At 72.1% G+C, this 18,950-nt stretch carries 21 protein-coding genes; 8 read left to right on the forward strand and 13 right to left on the reverse strand.

Features of this window, described 5'->3' with window-relative positions:
- Nucleotides 1–9 precede the first annotated feature (9 nt).
- A complete protein-coding gene (locus ACH5AC_RS17875) occupies nt 10–1,089 on the forward strand; it encodes a Zn-dependent alcohol dehydrogenase (protein ID WP_398862807.1) in 1,080 nt (359 codons plus the stop codon).
- A 6-nt stretch (nt 1,090–1,095) separates the two neighbouring features.
- On the opposite strand, the gene ACH5AC_RS17880 is transcribed toward ACH5AC_RS17875, so the two are convergent.
- Together ACH5AC_RS17880 and ACH5AC_RS17885 are read right to left on the reverse strand one after the other, a co-directional pair.
- Nucleotides 1,096–1,809: an ArsR/SmtB family transcription factor gene (locus ACH5AC_RS17880; protein WP_398862808.1), complete on the reverse strand. Its 714-nt coding sequence runs from the start codon at nt 1,807–1,809 to the stop codon at nt 1,096–1,098.
- A 46-nt stretch (nt 1,810–1,855) separates the two neighbouring features.
- Complete coding sequence (locus ACH5AC_RS17885) at nt 1,856–2,500, reverse strand: TetR/AcrR family transcriptional regulator (protein WP_398862809.1); 645 nt, start codon at nt 2,498–2,500, stop codon at nt 1,856–1,858.
- 111 nt (nt 2,501–2,611) lie between these two features.
- On the opposite strand from ACH5AC_RS17885, the gene ACH5AC_RS17890 reads away from it, so the two are divergent.
- The 3 genes from ACH5AC_RS17890 to ACH5AC_RS17900 all read left to right on the forward strand — a co-directional run bounded on the left by ACH5AC_RS17890 (nt 2,612) and on the right by ACH5AC_RS17900 (nt 4,830).
- Nucleotides 2,612–3,763 carry an acyl-CoA dehydrogenase family protein gene (locus ACH5AC_RS17890; RefSeq protein ID WP_398863132.1) on the forward strand — a complete coding sequence of 384 codons (1,152 nt, stop codon included), beginning with the start codon at nt 2,612–2,614 and terminating at the stop codon, nt 3,761–3,763.
- Nucleotides 3,764–3,823: 60 nt separating this feature from the next.
- Nucleotides 3,824–4,111 (forward strand): YiaA/YiaB family inner membrane protein, encoded by a 288-nt coding sequence (locus tag ACH5AC_RS17895; RefSeq protein ID WP_398862810.1) that lies wholly within the window; start codon nt 3,824–3,826, stop codon nt 4,109–4,111.
- Nucleotides 4,112–4,203: 92 nt separating this feature from the next.
- On the forward strand, nt 4,204–4,830 hold the full coding sequence (locus ACH5AC_RS17900) for a TetR family transcriptional regulator (RefSeq protein ID WP_398862811.1): 627 nt from the start codon (nt 4,204–4,206) through the stop codon (nt 4,828–4,830).
- Nucleotides 4,831–4,854: 24 nt separating this feature from the next.
- Here ACH5AC_RS17900 and ACH5AC_RS17905 read toward each other — a convergent pair whose 3' ends face one another.
- Nucleotides 4,855–5,316 carry a MaoC family dehydratase gene (locus ACH5AC_RS17905; protein WP_398862812.1) on the reverse strand — a complete coding sequence of 154 codons (462 nt, stop codon included), beginning with the start codon at nt 5,314–5,316 and terminating at the stop codon, nt 4,855–4,857.
- 109 nt (nt 5,317–5,425) lie between these two features.
- Here ACH5AC_RS17905 and soxR point away from each other — a divergent pair, with 109 nt between their 5' ends.
- Complete coding sequence (gene soxR / locus ACH5AC_RS17910; RefSeq protein WP_398862813.1) at nt 5,426–5,887, forward strand: redox-sensitive transcriptional activator SoxR; 462 nt, start codon at nt 5,426–5,428, stop codon at nt 5,885–5,887.
- 96 nt (nt 5,888–5,983) lie between these two features.
- On the opposite strand, the gene ACH5AC_RS17915 is transcribed toward soxR, so the two are convergent.
- Together ACH5AC_RS17915 and ACH5AC_RS17920 are read right to left on the reverse strand one after the other, a co-directional pair.
- Nucleotides 5,984–7,051, reverse strand: coding sequence for an RNA ligase (ATP) (locus ACH5AC_RS17915; protein WP_398862814.1), 1,068 nt, complete (start codon nt 7,049–7,051; stop codon nt 5,984–5,986).
- Between the two features lie 169 nt (nt 7,052–7,220).
- Nucleotides 7,221–7,823, reverse strand: a complete 603-nt coding sequence (locus tag ACH5AC_RS17920) for a hypothetical protein (protein ID WP_398862815.1) — start codon at nt 7,821–7,823, stop codon at nt 7,221–7,223.
- Nucleotides 7,824–8,076: 253 nt separating this feature from the next.
- On the opposite strand from ACH5AC_RS17920, the gene ACH5AC_RS17925 reads away from it, so the two are divergent.
- Nucleotides 8,077–10,860 (forward strand): penicillin acylase family protein, encoded by a 2,784-nt coding sequence (locus ACH5AC_RS17925; protein WP_398862816.1) that lies wholly within the window; start codon nt 8,077–8,079, stop codon nt 10,858–10,860.
- Nucleotides 10,861–10,909: 49 nt separating this feature from the next.
- Here the strand turns inward: ACH5AC_RS17925 and ACH5AC_RS17930 are convergent, their stop codons facing one another.
- Complete coding sequence (locus ACH5AC_RS17930; RefSeq protein ID WP_398862817.1) at nt 10,910–12,199, reverse strand: serine-threonine protein kinase; 1,290 nt, start codon at nt 12,197–12,199, stop codon at nt 10,910–10,912.
- A 155-nt stretch (nt 12,200–12,354) separates the two neighbouring features.
- Between ACH5AC_RS17930 and ACH5AC_RS17935 the strand changes: the two genes are divergently transcribed.
- Together ACH5AC_RS17935 and ACH5AC_RS17940 are read left to right on the forward strand one after the other, a co-directional pair.
- The gene (locus tag ACH5AC_RS17935) at nt 12,355–13,119 is read left to right on the forward strand and encodes an SDR family oxidoreductase (protein ID WP_398862818.1); all 765 of its coding nucleotides are present in this window, start codon (nt 12,355–12,357) and stop codon (nt 13,117–13,119) included.
- Between the two features lie 142 nt (nt 13,120–13,261).
- Nucleotides 13,262–13,855 (forward strand): TetR/AcrR family transcriptional regulator, encoded by a 594-nt coding sequence (locus ACH5AC_RS17940; protein ID WP_398862819.1) that lies wholly within the window; start codon nt 13,262–13,264, stop codon nt 13,853–13,855.
- A 44-nt stretch (nt 13,856–13,899) separates the two neighbouring features.
- Here the strand turns inward: ACH5AC_RS17940 and ACH5AC_RS17945 are convergent, their stop codons facing one another.
- From ACH5AC_RS17945 to ACH5AC_RS17975, 7 genes are all read right to left on the reverse strand, one after another.
- Nucleotides 13,900–15,114: an acyl-CoA dehydrogenase family protein gene (locus ACH5AC_RS17945; protein WP_398862820.1), complete on the reverse strand. Its 1,215-nt coding sequence runs from the start codon at nt 15,112–15,114 to the stop codon at nt 13,900–13,902.
- Between the two features lie 5 nt (nt 15,115–15,119).
- Nucleotides 15,120–16,157 carry a phosphotransferase family protein gene (locus ACH5AC_RS17950; protein ID WP_398862821.1) on the reverse strand — a complete coding sequence of 346 codons (1,038 nt, stop codon included), beginning with the start codon at nt 16,155–16,157 and terminating at the stop codon, nt 15,120–15,122.
- Nucleotides 16,158–16,380: 223 nt separating this feature from the next.
- The gene (locus ACH5AC_RS17955; RefSeq protein WP_398862822.1) at nt 16,381–16,692 is read right to left on the reverse strand and encodes a hypothetical protein; all 312 of its coding nucleotides are present in this window, start codon (nt 16,690–16,692) and stop codon (nt 16,381–16,383) included.
- Nucleotides 16,693–16,791: 99 nt separating this feature from the next.
- Nucleotides 16,792–17,112: a DUF202 domain-containing protein gene (locus tag ACH5AC_RS17960; RefSeq protein WP_398862823.1), complete on the reverse strand. Its 321-nt coding sequence runs from the start codon at nt 17,110–17,112 to the stop codon at nt 16,792–16,794.
- Nucleotides 17,100–17,492 (reverse strand): YidH family protein, encoded by a 393-nt coding sequence (locus tag ACH5AC_RS17965; RefSeq protein WP_398862824.1) that lies wholly within the window; start codon nt 17,490–17,492, stop codon nt 17,100–17,102. The genes ACH5AC_RS17960 and ACH5AC_RS17965 overlap by 13 nt, the downstream gene beginning before the upstream one ends.
- Before the next feature lie 10 nt (nt 17,493–17,502).
- A complete protein-coding gene (locus ACH5AC_RS17970) occupies nt 17,503–18,018 on the reverse strand; it encodes an NUDIX hydrolase (RefSeq protein WP_398862825.1) in 516 nt (171 codons plus the stop codon).
- Nucleotides 18,019–18,051: 33 nt separating this feature from the next.
- Nucleotides 18,052–18,945, reverse strand: coding sequence for a DMT family transporter (locus ACH5AC_RS17975; RefSeq protein WP_398862826.1), 894 nt, complete (start codon nt 18,943–18,945; stop codon nt 18,052–18,054).
- Nucleotides 18,946–18,950: the final 5 nt, after the last annotated feature.

An 18,950-nucleotide genomic window follows, 5' to 3' on the forward strand; every position in this document is an offset into this window, starting at 1 on the left:
AGCGTCGCCGTGGTTCGTGCCGCCGTCCTGCCCGCCCTGGGCGCCCCGCTGGAGGTCACCGACATCGACCTCCCGGAACCCGGCCCCGGCCAGGTCCGGGTCCGGCTCGCCGCCGCCGGGGTCTGCCACTCCGACCTGTCCTTGTCCAACGGCACCATGCGCGTCCCGGTTCCGGCCGTACTCGGCCACGAGGGCGCGGGCACGGTGACCGCCGTGGGCGAGGGCGTCACCCAGGTCTCCCCGGGCGCCGCAGTCGTCCTCAACTGGGCGCCCTCCTGCGGGAGTTGCCACGCCTGTTCGCTCGGCGAGGTCTGGCTGTGCGGCAACGCCCTGAACGGCGCCGCCGACGTCTACGCCCGCACCGCGACCGGCACCGACCTCCACCCGGGCCTGAACGTCGCCGCGTTCGCCGAGGAGACGGTCGTGGCGGCCTCCTGCCTCCTGCCCCTCCCCGACGGCATCCCCCTCACCGACGCGGCACTCCTCGGCTGCGCGGTCCTCACCGGATACGGCGCCGTCCACCACTCGGCCCGGGTCCGCGCGGGCGAGACGGTCGCGGTCTTCGGCGTCGGCGGAGTGGGCCTCGCGACCCTCCAGGCCGCCCGGATCGCGGGCGCGTCACGGATCGTCGCGGTCGATGTCTCACCGGAGAAGGAGGAGCTGGCGCGGCGTGCCGGTGCCACCGACTACGTCGTCGCCTCCGACGACACCGCCCGCGAGATCCGGTCCCTCACCGGAAAACAGGGCGTCGACGTCGCCGTCGAGTGCGTCGGCCGCGCGGTCACCATCCGCACCGCCTGGGAGTCCACCCGCCGCGGCGGCCGTACCACGGTCGTGGGCATCGGCGGCAAGGACCAGCAGGTCACCTTCAACGCGCTGGAGATCTTCCACTGGGGCCGCACCCTGGCCGGCTGCGTCTACGGCAACTGCGACCCGGCCCGCGACCTGCCCGTACTCGCCGACCACGTCCGAGCGGGCCGCCTGGACCTGAGTGCGCTGGTCACCGAGCGGATCGACCTGGACGGCATCCCTACGGCCTTCGAGAACATGCTGGCGGGGAAGGGAGGCCGGGCGCTGGTGCTGTTCTGACCCCGCTCAGCGCAGCGCGGCCGCGTCGAGGCCCAGCAGCTCCGCCAGTGCCCGCTCACCCGTCGCCGTCACCCTCACCGCCCGCTCGGTGCCGATGCGGACGCACCAGCCGGCGTCCAGGGCGTGCCGGCACAGGGCGGCGCCCGCGACGCCGGCGAGGTGGGGGCGGCGCTCGGTCCAGTCGAGGCAGGCGCGGGCCAGAGGGCGGCGGGCCGAGCGGTCGAGCGGGACACCGGCCGTGGCGAACCAGCGCAGGCCCGCGTCCGTCAGCGCGAACCCGGTGTCCTGGCCCAGGAGTCCGCGCCCTGTGAACGCGTCGGTGAGCGCGATGCCGAGGCGCCCGGCGAGGTGGTCGTAGCAGGTGCGGCCGCGGGCCATCGCCGAGTCGGCGCTCGACGCGCGCAGCGTACGGGGCCGTACGGCGGCGGGGTCGGGGGTGACATGGGCGGCCAGGTCCTCGACCAGCTGGGCGGCGCGCGGGCCGGCGAGCCGTACGTACCGGTGCCGCCCCTGCCGCTCCTCGGCCAGCAGCCCGCCCGCGACCAGCTTCCCCAGATGCTCGCTCAGCGTGGACGCGGCCACCCCCGCGTGCCGGGCCAGCTCACCCGCCGTCCACGCCCGCCCGTCGAGCAGCGCGAGCAGACACCCGGCCCGCGTCTCATCGGCGAACAGCCCGGCAAGAGCAGCCAGTCCGGCCGCCCGAGGATCCCTGGAGGTCATGACCCCAGCATGCGCCAGGGACGCTTCGGCCGGCACCGAACCGTCGTCACCCTTCCCGCGTCGCCCGCTCGTACTGCGACGCCAGTCCGTCCAGCAGTGCCGTCAGGCCCGTCTCGAAGGCGCGTTCGTCGATCTTCTCCTGCTGGTCGGCGAGGAGATGGGCCTGGCCGAGATGGGGGTAGTCGGCGGGGTCGTAGGCGCTGGCGTCGTCGACGAAGCCGCCGGCGAAGGAGCCCAGCGCGGAGCCCATGATGAAGTACCGCATCAGCGCGCCGATCGAGGTGGCCTGCGCGGGCGGCCATCCGGCCTCGACCATCGCGCCGTACACCGCGTCGGCGAGCCGCAGCGCGGCGGGCCGGCGGCCGGGGCCGCGGGCCAGGACCGGGACGATGTTCGGATGGTCGCGCAGGGCGGCCCGGTAGGAGACGGCCCAGTCGTGCAGGGCCGTCCGCCAGTCCCGGCCGGTGTCCTCGAACATCGACAGATCGACCTGGGCGCTCACCGAGTCGGCGACCGCCTCCAGGATCTCGTCCTTGGTGCGGAAGTGGTTGTAGAGCGAGGGCCCGCTCACCCCCAGCTCGGCCGCCAGCCGACGCGTGGAGACCGCCGCCAGGCCCTCCGCGTCCACGAGTTCACGTGCCGTCTCGACGATCCGGTCGGTGCTCAGCAGGGGCTTGCGCGGTCGGGCCATGGCGCACATAGTAGGGCTGCACACCAGAAACTAGCAGTGCTAATTTAAAGCGCGGCTTTCCGGATGCGCCGATGCGCCGCTCAAGACCGACCTCCGTGGGGTGATCTCGTGGTGAACCTGGGGCTCAGCGAGGAGCAGACCGCCGTACGGCAGCTCGCCCGGGACTTCGTGGCCCGCGAGGTCGCCCCGCACGCCGTCGCCTGGGACCGCGCCGAGGAAGTGGACCGGGGGATCGTCAAGAAGCTCGGCGAGGTCGGCTTCCTGGGCCTGACCGTCGACGAGGAGTACGGCGGCTCGGGCGGCGACCACCTCGCGTACTGCCTGGTCACCGAGGAGCTGGGCCGGGGCGACTCGTCGGTGCGCGGCATCGTCTCGGTCTCCCTCGGGCTGGTCGCCAAGACGATCGCCGCCTGGGGGAGCGAGGAGCACAAGCGGCGGTGGCTGCCCGGCCTCACCGCCGGTGACCTGGTCGGCTGCTTCGGCCTCACCGAGCCCGGCACGGGCTCCGACGCGGGCAACCTGCGGACGCGCGCGGTGCGCGACGGCGACGACTACGTCCTCGACGGCACCAAGATGTTCATCACCAACGGCACCTGGGCCGACGTCGTCCTCCTCTTCGCCCGCTCCACGGACGCCCCCGGCCACAAGGGCGTCTCCGCCTTCCTGGTCCCGACCGACACCCCCGGCCTCACCCGCCGCACCGTCCACGGCAAGCTCGGCCTGCGCGGCCAGGCGACGGCCGAGCTGGTCCTGGACGGCGTACGGGTGCCGGCCACGGCCCTGCTCGGCGAGGAGGGCAGGGGCTTCACGATCGCCATGTCGGCGCTGGCCAAGGGGCGGATGTCGGTGGCGGCGGGGTGCGTCGGCATCGCGCAGGCCGCCCTGGACGCGGCCGTGCGGTACGCGGGCGAGCGTGAGCAGTTCGGCAGGACCATCGCCCACCACCAGCTCGTCCAGGAACTGCTCAGCGACATCGCCGTCGACGTGGACGCGGCCCGCCTGCTGACCTGGCGGGTCGCCGACCTGATCGACCGCGGGCTGCCCTTCGCCGTGGAGTCCTCCAAGGCCAAGCTGTTCGCCTCCGAGGCCGCCGTCCGCGCCGCCAACAACGCCCTCCAGGTCTTCGGCGGCTACGGCTACATCGACGAGTACCCGGCCGGGAAACTGCTGCGCGACGCCCGCGTGATGACCCTCTACGAGGGCACCAGCCAGATCCAGAAGCTCGTCATCGGGCGTGCGCTGACCGGCGTCTCGGCGTTCTGAGTACGCCCCTGAGTATCCGGGCGGATGTGCCGCCGGCCACGCTCGCGCAGGGTAGGGCGCATGAGTGACACACCGGTCAAGCAGCAGAGCACGGCCGCGTTCTACGGCCAGGCCGTCGCCTCCTTCGGGATCGCCATGGCGGCCACCGCCATCGGCATCTACCAGCTGAACACCGACGCCTGGGTGCGCGCGTTCCTCGCGATCGCCGTCCTGTACCTGGTGACCTCCGCGTTCACCCTGGCCAAGGTGGTCCGCGACCGGCAGGAGGCCGGGCAGATCGTCAGCCGCGTCGACCAGGCCCGGCTGGAGAAGCTGCTCGCCGAGCACGACCCGTTCGAGAAGCTGTGAGCGCGTACGGCCAGTGACCTCGCTAAGCGCTCGCTCACCTTCGGCGGTATGGTGGTGACCCTGTCGGTGACGAGGATCGGGGCGAGGACGCGATGAGTACGGCGGAGGAGATGGGCGGCGGCGAGGCGCAACCGTGGGGCGAGGTCACGCCTGACGCGGCCCGGCGGCTGCTGATCGCCGCCGTCGAGGCGTTCGCCGAGCGCGGCTACCACGCCACCACGACCCGGGACATCGCCGGCCGTGCCGGGATGAGCCCGGCCGCGCTCTACATCCACTACAAGACCAAGGAAGAGCTGCTCCACCGCATCAGCCGGATCGGCCACGAGAAGGCGCTGGAGATCCTGCGCACGGCGGCCCGCCGCGACGGCACCGCGACCGAGCGGCTCGCCGACGCGGTCAGCTCCTTCGTCCGCTGGCACGCGGGCGGCCGCACCACCGCGCGGGTCGTCCAGTACGAACTCGACTCCCTCGGGCCCGAGGCCCGCGCCGAGATCGTGGGGCTGCGCCGCCAGGTGAACGCGGAGATCCGCGGGATCATCGAGGACGGCGTGGCGACCGGCGAGTTCGACGTGCTGGACGTGCAGGGCACCACGCTCGCGGTGCTCTCGCTGTGCATCGACGTCGCCCGCTGGTTCAACGTGCACGGTCCGCGCACGCCGGACGAGGTCGGCGCGCTGTACGCCGACCTCGTGCTGCGGATGGTGGGCGCCGGGAAGTAGCCGCGGGCCACCGGCGGTCGGGGGCTACAGGTAGTACCGCGACACCGACTCCGCCACGCACACCGGCTTGTCCCCGCCCTCTCGCTCGACGGTGAAGGCGACGGTGACCTGGACGCCGCCGGTCACGTCCTCGACGCCGGTGATGGCCGCCGTGGCGCGCAGCCGGGACCCGACCGGGACCGGGGCGGGGAAACGGACCTTGTTGGTGCCGTAGTTGACGCCCATCGTCACGCCCTCGACCGAGATCAGCTGGGGGCCGAACAGCGGCAGCAGGGACAGGGTCAGATAGCCGTGCGCGATCGTGGTCCCGAAGGGGCCGGCGGCGGCCTTCTCCGGGTCCACGTGGATCCACTGGTGATCACCGGTGGCCTCCGCGAACAGATCGATGCGCTTCTGGTCGACCTCCAGCCAGTCGGTGTACCCCAGCTGCTCGCCCACCGCCGACCTCAGGTCGTCGACGGACGTGAAGATCCTCGGCTCTGCCATGTCCCGGCCTCTCGCGTGACGCGGATGTCTAAGCGACTGCTTAGCATGGTGGAGGCGGGGGCCGGTGTCAACGGCAGGCGGGGGTGAGGGTGTGGGTAGGCTTCGAGGGGTGCCCCAGATTCCCGAGAAGATCCACGAGCTCACGGTCGGGCAGCTGTCCGCGCGCAGCGGCGCCGCCGTCTCCGCCCTGCACTTCTACGAGGCCAAGGGCCTGATCACCAGCCGCCGCACATCCGGCAACCAACGGCGGTACTCCCGTGACACCCTGCGCCGGGTCGCCTTCGTGCGCGCAGCCCAGCGCGTGGGCATCCCGCTCGCCACGGTCCGCGAGGCACTGGCGGAACTCCCCGAGGAGCGCACGCCGACCCGGGAGGACTGGGCCCGGCTGTCCGAACGCTGGCGCGCGGAACTCGACGCGCGCATCATGCAGCTCAACCGGTTGCGGGACCACTTGACCGACTGCATCGGCTGCGGCTGCCTCTCGCTGAGCAGTTGCGTCCTCTCCAACCCGGACGACGAGTTCGGCAACCGCCTGGTGGGCTCCCGGCTACTGGCGGAACGACGGGAGTAACGGGAGTAGCGGGGGGCCAGGTGGAGCTACCCAGGGGCGCGGGGAACTGCGCGACCAGCCCCCACCGGCCCGCAGACGGCAGACGAGCCCGTCGGCTCACTCGTACTCCGTGCCACCCTTCCGCGTCAGATACGCCGGGCTCACCGCCTTGGCGATGGCCCGCCCGCCGGTCACGGCGCTGTACCGCTCCACCGCGGGCCGGATCACCACACCCTCACGCAGATGCAGCCCCCGCCCCGACACGGTCTCACCACCGCTGGCGTGCGCGAAAACCACCTCGCTGTCGTACGGCCCCTCGAACAGCCGCGGTACCAGCGGCAGTTCCCCGCCCAGCACCTCCGCCGCGTCCAGCCACCGCACCTGCCCCCCGATCTCCGCGGACACATCGAACACCGCGTACTCGAGCGTGTCCCGCCGCCCGTCCGCGCCGTACGTCAGGTCCTGCACCCCCGCCCCGTACACCTCACCGAAGATCCCGACCCGCCGTGCCCCCAGCCGTTCGGCGACCCGTGCCGCGGCCTCGGCGACGCCGTGGCCGCGTACCGCCCGCCAGTACAGGTTGCGCGGATCCTCCTTCAGCGCCAGGGACTTGGCCCCGTACCCCTTGGACGTGACGTACACGCGGTCCTCGTCGGCCACATACGTCAGCAGGCAGGCCGAGCCGTGCAGCTTCTCGGTCAGCACCACGGGCTCGCCCGGCTCGAAGATCCCCGGATAGCGCTGGATGTTCTCGATGTCGACCCAGGGCAGCAGCGCGGGCGCGGGCTCGACGTCCCCGCTCATGGTCGGCGGAACCGGCGGTACCCACTTGGTGATTCCCAGCCGCTCCGCGAAGTCGGTCCCCTCCTTCGCCGCCCGCGCCAGATCGACGCCGGCCAGCGCCTTCGGCCGGCACACGATCCCCTGCGACAGCTCACCGCGCAGCCGCACCGCCTTCACCCGGTCCGAGTTGCCGCCCGCCAGCCGTCCGGTCAGCCCCAGCTCCTCGATCAGCCCGGACGGCAGCACGGACTGCTCGGGTATGTACACGGCCACGTCGCCGGTACGGTACGCGCCCTTCGCCACGACCGCCCGGTACAGGCCCACCTGGGCCAGCTCCAGGGCGTCGGCGTTCGGATGCTCATGGACGGTCAGCACTTCTGCGGTGACGCGCAGCGTCGACATGGGGACTCCTCGACTTCTTCCTCAGTTCGGTTGCATCGCCTCCCCACTGTGCGGACGGGAAAGGGCTGGTGCGACGGAATTCGGGGCTGGTAGCGTCACGCCCCTCGGCGCCGACAGCGGTGCGTCCGTGCAGGGGGTGCGGCATCCCCGGCGCACCCCCCTCGAACTGTCAGGCCGACACCAGCAGGTGTCCGCGCCGGGCCGACGCCAGCGCCTCGGGCGTGAGCACGGGGCGCGGGACCAGGATCCCGCAGTCCGCGCAGACGGGCCCCGCCGACGGCTCGTGGTCCAGGTCGTACGTCCACCGCAGCCGTTCCCCGCCGCACACCGGGCATGTCGAGCCCGGCTCACGCTCCAGCGCGGCGATCAGCCGGCGCAGTACCTCGGCCAGCGGCTCACGGGGGTGGAGCCGCGGGTCGTCGCACCACGCCACGCCGAAGCCGCCCCAGGTCAGCCGGTGCCAGTCGTCGACACTGCCCGGCCTGCGCAGCCCGTCGTGCTTCTCCTTCCTGCGCCGCTCGGCGAACTCCCCCTCGTACGCGAGCCACACCGCGCGTGCCTCCTCCAGCTCCTCCAACGCGGCCACGAGCCGCGCCGGGTCGGGGGAGCGGTCCTCCGGGCCGAAGCCGGCCCGGGAGCACAGATGGTCCCAGGTCGCCCTGTGCCCGTAAGGCGCGAACCGCTCAAGGCACTTGCGCAGTGAGTACCGCCGTAGTGCGAGATCGCACCGCGGGTCGCGCACCTGTCTCGCCAGACTCCGGAAACCGGCCATCGCCTTGCACCTCCGTCACATCTGCACCTGCACTTCGGTCACTTCGGCGTCACCGCACGGGACTTCGCACGGCGTCGTCGAATAGACGTATCGACAGACGATTCGGCTCCATCCGATCTCCGTCCGGTCTTCGTCCGCTCTCCGCCCGACCTCTGTGTGCCGATGCCGACTTGGAAAAGTGACGCATGTTCATCTTCAATCCCGGGGATACCGGCGGTAACCTTCCCGCCACCCCCGTCGCTAGGAGCTGCCCATGTCTCGGCGAACTCCCCGCACCACTCTCGACAGACTGAGAACTCCCGGCGCGTTCCCCGGGTTCCTGAAGACCGCGTCCGTATGCGCGCTCATGGCGGGGCTCCTGTCCCCGCTCACCCAGCCGGCGCAGGCCGCCGAGGTCACCGCCGTGAACGACTACTGCGGCAACCAGTGCTCAGACATCCTGCCGCCCGGTCAGAACGGCAACGCCACCCTGGCCCAGATCATCCTCAACCAGGCGTTCGGCACCCAGCCCGAGAACGCCCAGAACCAGCTCGGCCCCTACGCCAACCTGGCCAAGGGCTACCCCACGCTGACCAACGCCACCATCAACACGTTCTTCAACGACGCCTCGTTCGGCGTCCCCGCCGACCAGGTCGCCTCCACCCTGAAGCCGGCCGGGCGCAGCGATGTGACGATCGTCCGTGACAAGAAGACGGGCGTGCCGCACATCACCGGAACCACCCGCTACGGCACCGAGTTCGGCGCCGGCTATGCCGCCGCCCAGGACCGGCTGTGGCTGATGGACGTCTTCCGGCACGTGGGACGCGGCCAGCTCACCGGCTTCGCCGGCGGCGACCCCGCCAACCAGGGCCTGGAACAGCAGTTCTGGCGCCACGCGCCCTACACCGAGGCCGACCTGCAGGCCCAGATCGACAACGCCGTCGCCGCCAACGGCCCCCGCGGACAGCAGGCCATCGCCGACGCCCGCGCCTACCTCGACGGCATCAACGCCTACATCGACGCCTCCGACAGCGGCCGTTACTTCCCCGGCGAGTACGTCCTCACCGGCCACAAGGACTCGATCACCAACGCCGGCACCATCGAGCACTTCAAGATCACCGACCTGGTGGCGCTGGGCTCGGTCATCGGCGCGCTCTTCGGCTCCGGAGGCGGCGGCGAGGTCAACAACGCGATATCGCTGCTCGCCGCGCAGGAGAAGTACGGCGTCCAGGAGGGCACCCGGCTCTGGGAGTCCTTCCGCGAGCGCAACGACCCCGAGGCCGTCCTGACCCTCCGGGAGGGCAGCTTCCCGTACGCCACCCGGCCCGACAACCCGCAGGGCCTCGCCCTCCCCGACGCCGGTTCGGTCGTCGAGGAACCGCTGGTGTACGACCGTACCGGCAGCGCGGCCACCGCCACCGCGGCCACCACCTCCGCCACGGCCGCCGCGACCGCCCTCACCTCCGCCAAGCGCGGTATGTCCAACGCCCTCGTCGTCAGCGGCGAACACACCGCCAGCGGCCACCCCATCGCCGTCTTCGGCCCGCAGACCGGCTACTTCGCCCCGCAGTTGCTGCTGCTCCAGGAGCTCCAGGGCCCGGGCATCAGCGCCCGCGGCGCCTCCTTCGCCGGGCTGAGCATGTACGTCGAACTGGGCCGCGGCCAGGACTACGCCTGGAGCGCCACCACCTCCGGCCAGGACATCATCGACACCTACGCCGTCGAGCTGTGCCAGGACGACCACCACTACCTGTATCGCGGCACCTGCACGGCCATGGAGAAGGTCGAGCAGAAGAACGCCTGGAAGCCGACCACCGCCGACGGCACCGCGGCCGGCTCGTACACGATGCGCGTGTGGCGCACCAAGTACGGCCCCGTCACCCACCGCGCGACCGTGGGCGGCAAGAAGGTCGCCTACACCACCCTGCGCTCCTCCTACCTGCACGAGGCCGACTCCATCATCGGCTTCCAGATGCTGAACGACCCCGACTACGTCACCGGCCCGGAGAGCTTCCAGCGCGCGGTGCAGCACATCAACTACACCTTCAACTGGTTCTACGCCGACTCCGAGCACACCGCGTACTACAACAGCGGCGACAACCCGGTACGGGCGAGCGGCGTCGACGCCGAGTTCCCGGTGTGGGCGACGCCCGCCTACGAGTGGCGCGACTGGAACCCGACCACCAACACCGCCTCGTACACCCCGCCTTCGCAGCACCCCCACTCGATCGACCAGGACTACTACATCTCCTGGAACAACAAGCAGGCCAAGGACTACACGGCCGCGCCCTGGGGCAACGGCTCGGTGCACCGCGGCAATCTGCTGGACGACCGGGTGAAGAAGATGGTCCAGGCCGGCGGGGTGACCCGGGCGTCGCTCACCAAGGCGATGGCGGAGGCGGGCCTGGCCGATCTGCGGGCCACGGACGTCCTGCCGGACCTGCTGAAGGTGATCAACAGTTCGCCGGTCACCGACTCGGCCGCAGCGGCGGCGGTGAGCAGGCTCCAGACCTGGCTCACGGCCGGCGGCCTGCGCACCGAGACCTCCAACGGCTCCAAGAGGTACGCCGACGCCGACGCGATCCGCATCCTCGACGCCTGGTGGCCGCTGCTGGTGAAGGCCCAGTTCGAGCCGGGCCTGGGGAGCGACCTCTACACCGCCATCACCCGCAACCTGCCGATCGACGAGGCGCCGTCGGCCGGCCACGGCCCGACCGGGTCGCACGCCGGAAGCTCCTTCCAGTACGGCTGGTGGTCCTACGTCGACAAGGACGTCCGGGCCGTGCTCGGCGAGAACGTACAGGGACCGCTGGCGCGGACGTACTGCGGCGGCGGCAGCCTCAGCGCCTGCCGGAACATCCTGATCAGCACCCTGAAGGAGGCCGCCGGCAAGACCGCCGCCCAGGTCTACCCGGGCGACGCCCAGTGCTCGGCCGGCGACCAGTGGTGCGCCGACTCGATCGTCCAGCGCACGCTGGGCGGCATCAAGCACCACAAGATCAGCTGGCAGAACCGGCCCACCTACCAGCAGGTGGTGGAGTTCACCTCACACCGGTGAACACCACTGAACGCCGGTGACACACCGGTGAACGCAGGGGCGGGTCACGTCAGTTGACGCGGCCCGCCGCCAGGATCAGCCTCGCCAGTTCGGGGTGCACGATGTCGCTGTGCGCCCCGGACGGCGGGCCGCCGCGCCGGACCACCTGGGCCGCGTCGACGTTCACACAACCCGACGCGGGCAGGGGTCCGCGCAGTGCCTCGGCGAGCGACAGGGCAGGGGTGCCCGGCACGGCCCGCACTCCGCCGTATCCGAGCGCACCCCACTTCTCCCGCAGGGCGTCGCCGATCCCGAACCCGGCGGTCGCACCACGGGCGTCGCCCGCCATCCGCGAGGCCAGCGGGTAGAACGTCCCGAGGGCCGAGTCGTGCCGGGAGTGGCAGCACACCAGGGGGCCGTCGACGCGGTTCTGCCGTCCCCGCAACACGCCTCCCGCGCGCGGGTCGTGGGGCAGCCGGGCGGCGAACGCGTAGTGCGAGAAGGCCCCTTGGAGCAGGGTCACGGACTTCACCGTGCGAACACCCTGGGGCAGACCCGCCAGCGCGAACGACACCAGCCGTGCCCCGAAGCTGTGCCCGGCCAGGTGCACGCGCAGGTGCGGTGCCTCCCGTGCCAACCGGCCGAGCACCGGGCCGAGTCCGCGCTCGCCGACCGTGCCGGCACGGCGCTTCATCGCGTAGTACGTCGCCTGCCGCAGGAGTTCCTGGGCGCCGTTCCAGGGGTTGGGGACCGTGAAGCCCTCGGTGCCGGCCCGGTTCTCCAGGGCGGCCAGCGCCCGCGCGAACTCCTCGCAGGCCGCGGCCGTCGAGCCGCCCAGCATCTCCGGCTCGTCCTGCGGGACGCCGTCCGCCAGGGTGTCCGCCGCGAACGGCGTCTGCGGGGCCGGCGGTACGACCTCCACGAGCAGGCGGACCAGACGGCCGTACTCCTCCAGCGCCGCCTCACCCGGCGGCTGTTGCTCCAGCATGCGGGTGATCTGCTCCACCAGCGTGGCCCGGGCCGGGAACGTCTCCAGCAGGGCCTGCCTGGTGTCCTTGTCCGTCACGGATCTCGGGAAGTCCGGGATCGGCTCGTCGGAGAAGCGCATGGACGGCCAGAGCACACCGACGTAGCCGATCCTCGCGGTCGGTGCGAGTGGGGGGATCAGGGCGAAGAAGCGGTGGTAGAGGCGGGTGGCGAGGGAGCGGTCGTTGTTCCAGCCGTGCGAGAGGACGACGAGGTCCCTCAGCCTGCGTTGGGGTGCCTCGGTCAGGAGGCGGTCGCGTTGGCGGCGGTTCACGTCGCCGTCCGCGTCGAAGGTCAGCTCCCAGTAGGGGGTCGCGGTCGCTGGGTCAGCCATGTCGCGCATAGTCCTGCCAACGGCGTGGGATGGCCATAGGTCACGTCACGGTCGAGCCCTTCCCTCTCAACATACCGACTGGTTAGTCTGGCGGCCGAGCCGAGCGTGTCGCGTCGTTTCTGTCGTGTCGTGTCGAGTCGTGTCGAAGGAGGCCGGTGGTGGGAGCCGTGCAGGGTGCGGGAGTCGTTGTCACAGGGGCCGGGGGCGGGATCGGGGCCGCGCTGGCCCGCCGGTTCGCCGCCGAGGGGGCCCGGGTCGTGGTCAATGACCTCGATGCGGGCCGGGCCGAGGCCGTGGCCGGTGAGATCGGCGGTATCGCGCTGCCCGGCGACGCCTCGGCCGTCGTCGACGCCGCCCGCGACGCCCTCGGCGGCCAGGTCGACGTCTACTGCGCCAACGCCGGAGTCGCCTCGGCCGGCACGGAGGCCGCCGACCCGGCGGTGTGGGCGCTGGCCTGGGACGTCAACGTCATGGCGCACGTCCGGGCGGCGCACGCGCTGCTGCCCGACTGGCTGGAGCGCGGCAGCGGGCGGTTCGTGTCCACCGTGTCCGCCGCCGGGCTGCTGACGATGATCGGCGCCGCCCCGTACAGCGTCACCAAGCACGGCGCCTACGCCTTCGCCGAGTGGCTGTCGCTGACGTACCGCCACCGCGGGATCAAGGTGCACGCCATCTGCCCCCAGGGCGTGCGCACCGACATGCTGGACGCCACCGGCAGCGCCGGTGACCTGGTGCTCAAGCCGACCGCGATCGAGCCGCGGGACGTCGCCGACGCGCTGTTCGAGGGCATGGCGGAGGACCGCTTCCTGATCCTGCCGCACCCCGAGGTGGCCGGGTTCTACCAGGCGCGGGCCGCCGACCCCGACCGCTGGCTGACCAACATGAACCACATCCAGCAGAAGTGGGAAGCCGAGCGATGACCCACCCGGTGGTATGCATGGGCCACGGCGGGTGAAGATCCTGCCCGACGCGCCCGGCACGTCGAGTGGCAAGATCCTCCGTCGGGGACCGCGTTCCCCCGTGTACGACAGTCAGTGAAACTCGGAAGGGCAGGTGGCGGCAGTGCCAAGGACGACGGACGGCGGCGGGACCCCCGTGCCGCAGCGGCTGCTGGCCGCCGCCACCCGGCTCTTCGCCGAGCAGGGCTACGACCGCACCTCGGTGCAGGAGATCGTCGAGGCGGCCGGCGTCACCAAGGGGGCGCTGTACCACTACTTCGGCTCCAAGGACGACCTGCTGCACGAGGTGTACGCGCGCGTGCTGCGCGTCCAGCAGGAGCGCCTCGACCACTTCGCCGGCATGGACGCCCCGATCGAGCAGCGGCTGCGGGACGCGGCGGCGGACGTCGTGGTGACGACCATCGAGAACCTCGACGACGCGTCGATCTTCTTCCGCTCGATGCACCACCTGTCCCCGGAGAAGAACAAGCAGGTGCGCGCCGAGCGTCGGCGCTACCACGAACGCTTCCGCGCGCTGATCGAGGAGGGCCAGGAGGCCGGCGTCTTCTCGACGGCGACCCCGGCCGACCTGGTGGTCGACTACCACTTCGGCTCGGTCCACCACCTGTCCACCTGGTACCGCCCCGACGGACCGCTCAGCCCGCAGCAGGTCGCCGACCACCTGGCCGACCTGCTGCTGCGGGCGCTCCGGCCGTAGCGGAGGGCCGGCCGGGGTGCGTGCCCCGGCCGGCCCTCGCCTCGTCACAGGTACTTCTTCAGCTCCCGCCGCGCCAGCGACCGCTGGTGCACCTCGTCCGGGCCGTCGGCGATCATCAGCGTGCGGGCCGCCGCGTACAGCTCGGCCAGCGGGAAGTCCTGGCTGACGCCGCCCGCGCCGTGCAGCTGGATCGCCCGGTCGATGATGTCGACGACCGCGCGGGGTGTGGCGATCTTGATGGCCTGGATCTCGGTGTGGGCGCCCCGGTTGCCGACGGTGTCCATCATCCAGGCCGTTTTCAGCACGAGCAGGCGCAGCTGCTCGACGGTGACCCGGGCGTCCGCGATCCAGTTGTGGACCACACCCTGCTGGGCCAGCGCCTTGCCGAAGGCCGTACGGGACACCGCGCGCCTGCACATCAGCTCGATCGCCCGCTCGGCCATGCCGATCAGCCGCATGCAGTGGTGGATCCGCCCGGGACCGAGCCGGGCCTGGGCGATGGCGAAGCCACCGCCCTCCTCGCCGATGAGGTTCGTGACCGGCACGCGCGCGTGGTCGAAGATCACCTCGGCGTGGCCGCCGTGGTAGTGGTCCTCGTAGCCGAAGACCTGCATGGCGCGCCTGATGGTGACGCCCGGGGTGTCGCTCGGGACCAGGACCATGGACTGCTGACGGCGGATGTCCTCGCCGTCCGGGTCCGTCTTGCCCATGACGATGAGGATCCTGCAGTCCGGGTTCATCGCCCCGGAGATGTACCACTTGCGGCCGGTGATGACGTACTCGTCGCCGTCCCGCTCGATGAGGGTGGTGATGTTGGTGGCGTCGGACGAGGCCACCTCGGGCTCGGTCATCGCGAACGCCGAGCGGATCTCACCGGCGAGCAGCGGCTCCAGCCACTGCTTCTTCTGCCGCTCGTCGCCGAACTGCGCCAGCACCTCCATGTTGCCGGTGTCCGGCGCCGAGCAGTTCAGCGCGGTCGGCGCCAGCTGCGGGGAGCGGCCGGTGATCTCGGCGAGCGGCGCGTACTGGAGGTTGGTCAGCCCGGCGCCGTACTCCTCGTCGGGCAGGAAGAGGTTCCACAGGCCCTGGCGGCGGGCCTCGGCCTTCAGCTCCTCCACCACGGCCGGGGTGTCCCAGGGGGAGGCCAGCGCGGCCCGCTGCTCCTCCGCCACCGCTTCGGCGGGGTGGACGTACTCGTCCATGAAGGCGAGCAGCTTGCCGCGCAGTTCCTCGGTGCGCGCGTCGAACGCGAAATCCATGCCGTTCAGCCTTCCTGGAGTCCTTCTCGAAGAGTGGTCAGTCCGTGCTCGATGAAGACCGGGACGAGCTCGCCGATGCGGTCGAACCCGCCGCCGACCGTCTGCCCCAGCGTGTACCGGTAGTGGATGCCCTCCAGGATCACGGCGAGCTTGAACCAGGCGAACGCCGTGTACCAGGAGACGGCGGACACGTCGCGCCCCGAGCGCGCGGCGTACCGCTCGATCAGCTCGGCCGGTTCCGGGTGCCCCGGAGCCTCGGCCGTCGTGGAGACGGGGGAGTCGGCCGTGCCCAGCGGGATGCTGTACATCACCAGCAGGCCCAGGTCGGTCAGCGGGTCGCCGAGCGTGGACATCTCCCAGTCGAGGATCGCCCTGATCCGGTCGTCCTCACCGATCAGGACGTTGTCGAGCCGGTAGTCGCCGTGTACGACGGCCGGGGCGGGGGAGACGGGCAGCCGACGCCCGAGCGTCGCGTGCAGCTCGTCGATGCCGGCCAGTTCACGGTTGCGGGAGGCGTCCAGCTGCTTGCCCCAGCGGCGCAGCTGGCGGTCCAGGAAGCCCTCGGGGCGGCCGAAGTCCGCGAGACCGATCTGCGCGGGGTCCACCGCGTGCAGATCCACGAGCGTGTCCACCAGGGACAGCACCGCGCCCCGGGTGCGCTCGGGGCCGAGCGGGACGAGCTGGTCGGCGGTGCGGTACGGGGTGCCCTCGACGAACTCCATGACGTAGAAGGGCGCCCCGAGCACCTCCTCGTCCTCGCACAGCAGGACGGGCGCCGGCACCGGTACGTCCGTCGGGTGCAGGGCGCTGATCACCCGGTGTTCGCGCCGCATGTCGTGCGCGGTGGCCAGGACGTGGCCGAGCGGGGGCCGCCGTACCACCCAGCGGGAGGTGCCGTCGGTGGCCGCGTAGGTGAGGTTCGAGCGCCCGCCCTCGATCAGCCGGCCGGTCAGGGGACCGCGCACCAGGCCGGGCCGCTCGCGGTCGAGCAGTGCGCGCAGCCGGTCCAGGTCGAGTCCGGGCGGGTGGTCGGCGGGGCTCATGCGTCGCTCCTCCTACGGGCGGCTGAACGTGACGCGACTCATGATGCCGACCGGTCGGTATGTAGTCCAGTGGGGAGGGCGAACGTGATGGGGGCCACGATAGGCCGACGGCTCCCCGCGCGGAATCGCGGGGAGCCGTCGGGAGGGCTTTTCGGTCGCCGGAGGGGCTTTTCGGCCGCTGGAAGGGCTTCGCGGTCGCCGGAGGGACGTCGCGGCCGTCGCCTCAGTGGTCGTCCCAGTGTCCGTCGTGCTCGGCGTGGCGGTGTCCGTCGTGCAGGTAGTCCATGTGGTCGCCGTGCCGCACCCCCGGGTGCCCGCAGTCCTCGCCGTGCCGGTGCGCGTGCTCCGCGTGGGCCGTGTGACCGCCGGGCTCGCACTCGTCCCAGTGGCCCGCGTGCTCGCGGTGCAGATGGCCGTCGTGCGCGTAGTCGACATGGTCGCCGTGCGGCACCGCGGTGTGCCCGCAGTCCGGGCCGTGGGTATGGGTGTGCGCGGAGGGGACGATGAGAGGCAGGCTGCCACGCAGACAGAGCATGCAAACGGATCATATCGGGACATTCGACCTTGCGTGTCGTCCGAGTACCCCAGAGGGGCGACGCACGAGACGGCCGGAAAACGCAGGAAGAAGGGGGCCCTAGAAGACCAGCGCGGCCGCGCAGAGCGCCATCGCCACCGTGCACAGGACCGCCGCGGTCGCGTGCCGCGCGGGCAGGACGGCCGGGCGCGAGGTGGCGGACAGCTCCCGGATGCGCCGATGGGCCACCCCGAGGAACCCCAGCCAGAGCGCGCCGCACAACACGCACACCACGACACCGGCCGGCCTCGGCCCGCCGTGCAGCGCGCTCCGCACCGCGAGGACCGTGGCGACGGTGCCCGCGAGCGTCGTGCGCCGCCACGCCAGCCGCGTCCGCTCCGGCTGGAGCCCCGGATCCCGCTCGTCGCTCACCCCTCCCACCCGACGAGCACCACGACCACCATCGCCACGGCCACCACCGCCACCACCGCGCCGAGCAGCGCCGGGAACCGGGACACGGGCAGATCCTGGCCCCGGCGCATCGCCAGCTCGCAGCGCACCCAGTGGTTCACCGCGCGCAGCGAGCACAGCACACCGGCAGCGAGCAGCGCGAGCGCCAGCCCGACCCGCCAGCCCCAGCGCAGGTCCGGCAGGAACTGGTCCACCGCGAAACCGCCGCCGATCAGCGCCAGCGCGGTGCGCAGCCAGGCCAGGAAGGTCCGCTCGTTCGCCAGGGAGAACCGGTAGTCGGGCGTGCTGCCCTCCTGCCGCACCCGCTCCGGCGCGAACCACAGCCGGACGTTCCGTACGAACTCGATCACGCCCAGGACACTACCGGGCGGCCCGGAACTCCTTGAGCCGCTCGTACGCAGCCAGCCCGTCCGGCGTCCACGTCCACTGCGGCAGCCGTCGCTCGACCTCGTCGTCCGTCAGGAAGTCGTGCCAGGCCACCTCCTCCGCCTGGGGGCGGACCGGCAGCGCGCAGCGCACCTCGTAGACGGCCGACCACCAGCCGCGGCCGGCTCCGTCCTCGTACAGGAACTTGAAGAGGAAGGCGGGCCGGGGCAGTCCGGTGACGCCGAGTTCCTCCTCGGCCTCCCGCAGCGCCGCGTCGTCGTAGGACTCACCGGCGCCGACCACTCCGCCGACGAACATGTCGTACAGGGACGGGAAGACCAGCTTGGTCGGTGTGCGGCGGTGGACGAAGATCCGGCCGACGGCGTCCCTGGCCTCGATGAACACACAGCGGTGGCGCAGGCCCTCGGCGTACACCTGACCGCGGGGGAGCCGGTCGACGACCCGGTCGTGCTCGTCGACGACGTCGAGGATCTCGTCAGCAGCGCTCATGCGGCCCATCCAAGCAGGACCGGACGGCCGCCGTCAGGCCGCCTGGAGGACGGGCACCCGCCGGGGCGCCACCGCGCCCTGCGGCATCGCCGGGTGCAGCCCGAGCAGAACGATGCCCACGACGATGCCGGCGAGCCCCGCCGCCTCCCAGGCCAGCGCGCCCGGGTCGGTGTGCAGCCGGTCGCCGAGGAAGCCGACCCCGCAGATGATCCCGGCCAGCGGCTGGGCCGCGGTCAGCGCGGGCAGCGACTTGCGCAGCGGCGCGGTCTCGAACGCGCTCTGGACCAGGATGAGGCCGGTCAGCCCGAGCGCCAGTACGGCGTACGGCTGCCAGCTCGTCAGCAGCTCTGCCAGGCCACCGTGCGCGAAGCGCTCGCCGCTGAGCCGGGTCAGCGCGTCCTGGACGCCGTACAGCACGCCCGCCGCCAGCGCCAGCAGCACCGGCCCGTAGCCCAGCCGGGAGCGCCTGGCGTACGTCGTGAGCAGCAGCGCCGCGCCCAGCATGGCGCCGATGATCACCCACTGCCGCAGCGGATCCCCGCTGGCGCTGCCGCCGTGCGGCTCGCCCGCCACGATGAACGCGGTCACCCCGCCCGCCAGCAGCGCCAGGCCCGCCCAGCCCTGGCGGCCCAGCGACTGTCCGGTCTGGCGGCGGGAGAGCGCGAGCGCGAAGAGCAGGTTCGTCGCCAGCAGCGGCTCCACCAGGGACAGCTCGCCCTGGCCCAGCGCCATCGCGCCCAGCGCCATGCCGGCCGCCATCAGGCCCATGCCGCCCAGCCAGCGCGGCACCCGCACCAGGTCGAGCAGCAGGCGCGGCGAGAGGAAGTCCCCGAGGGGTGCCCGCTGCGCGGCGTTCTGCTGGAGGACGAAACCGAAGCCGAGGCAGCACGCGGCGCCCACGGCGAGAATCAGGACCAGAAACGACACGCTGC

The sequence above is a fragment of the Streptomyces sp. NPDC018693 genome (assembly GCF_044391385.1).
Classification (GTDB): Bacteria; Actinomycetota; Actinomycetes; order Streptomycetales; family Streptomycetaceae; genus Streptomyces.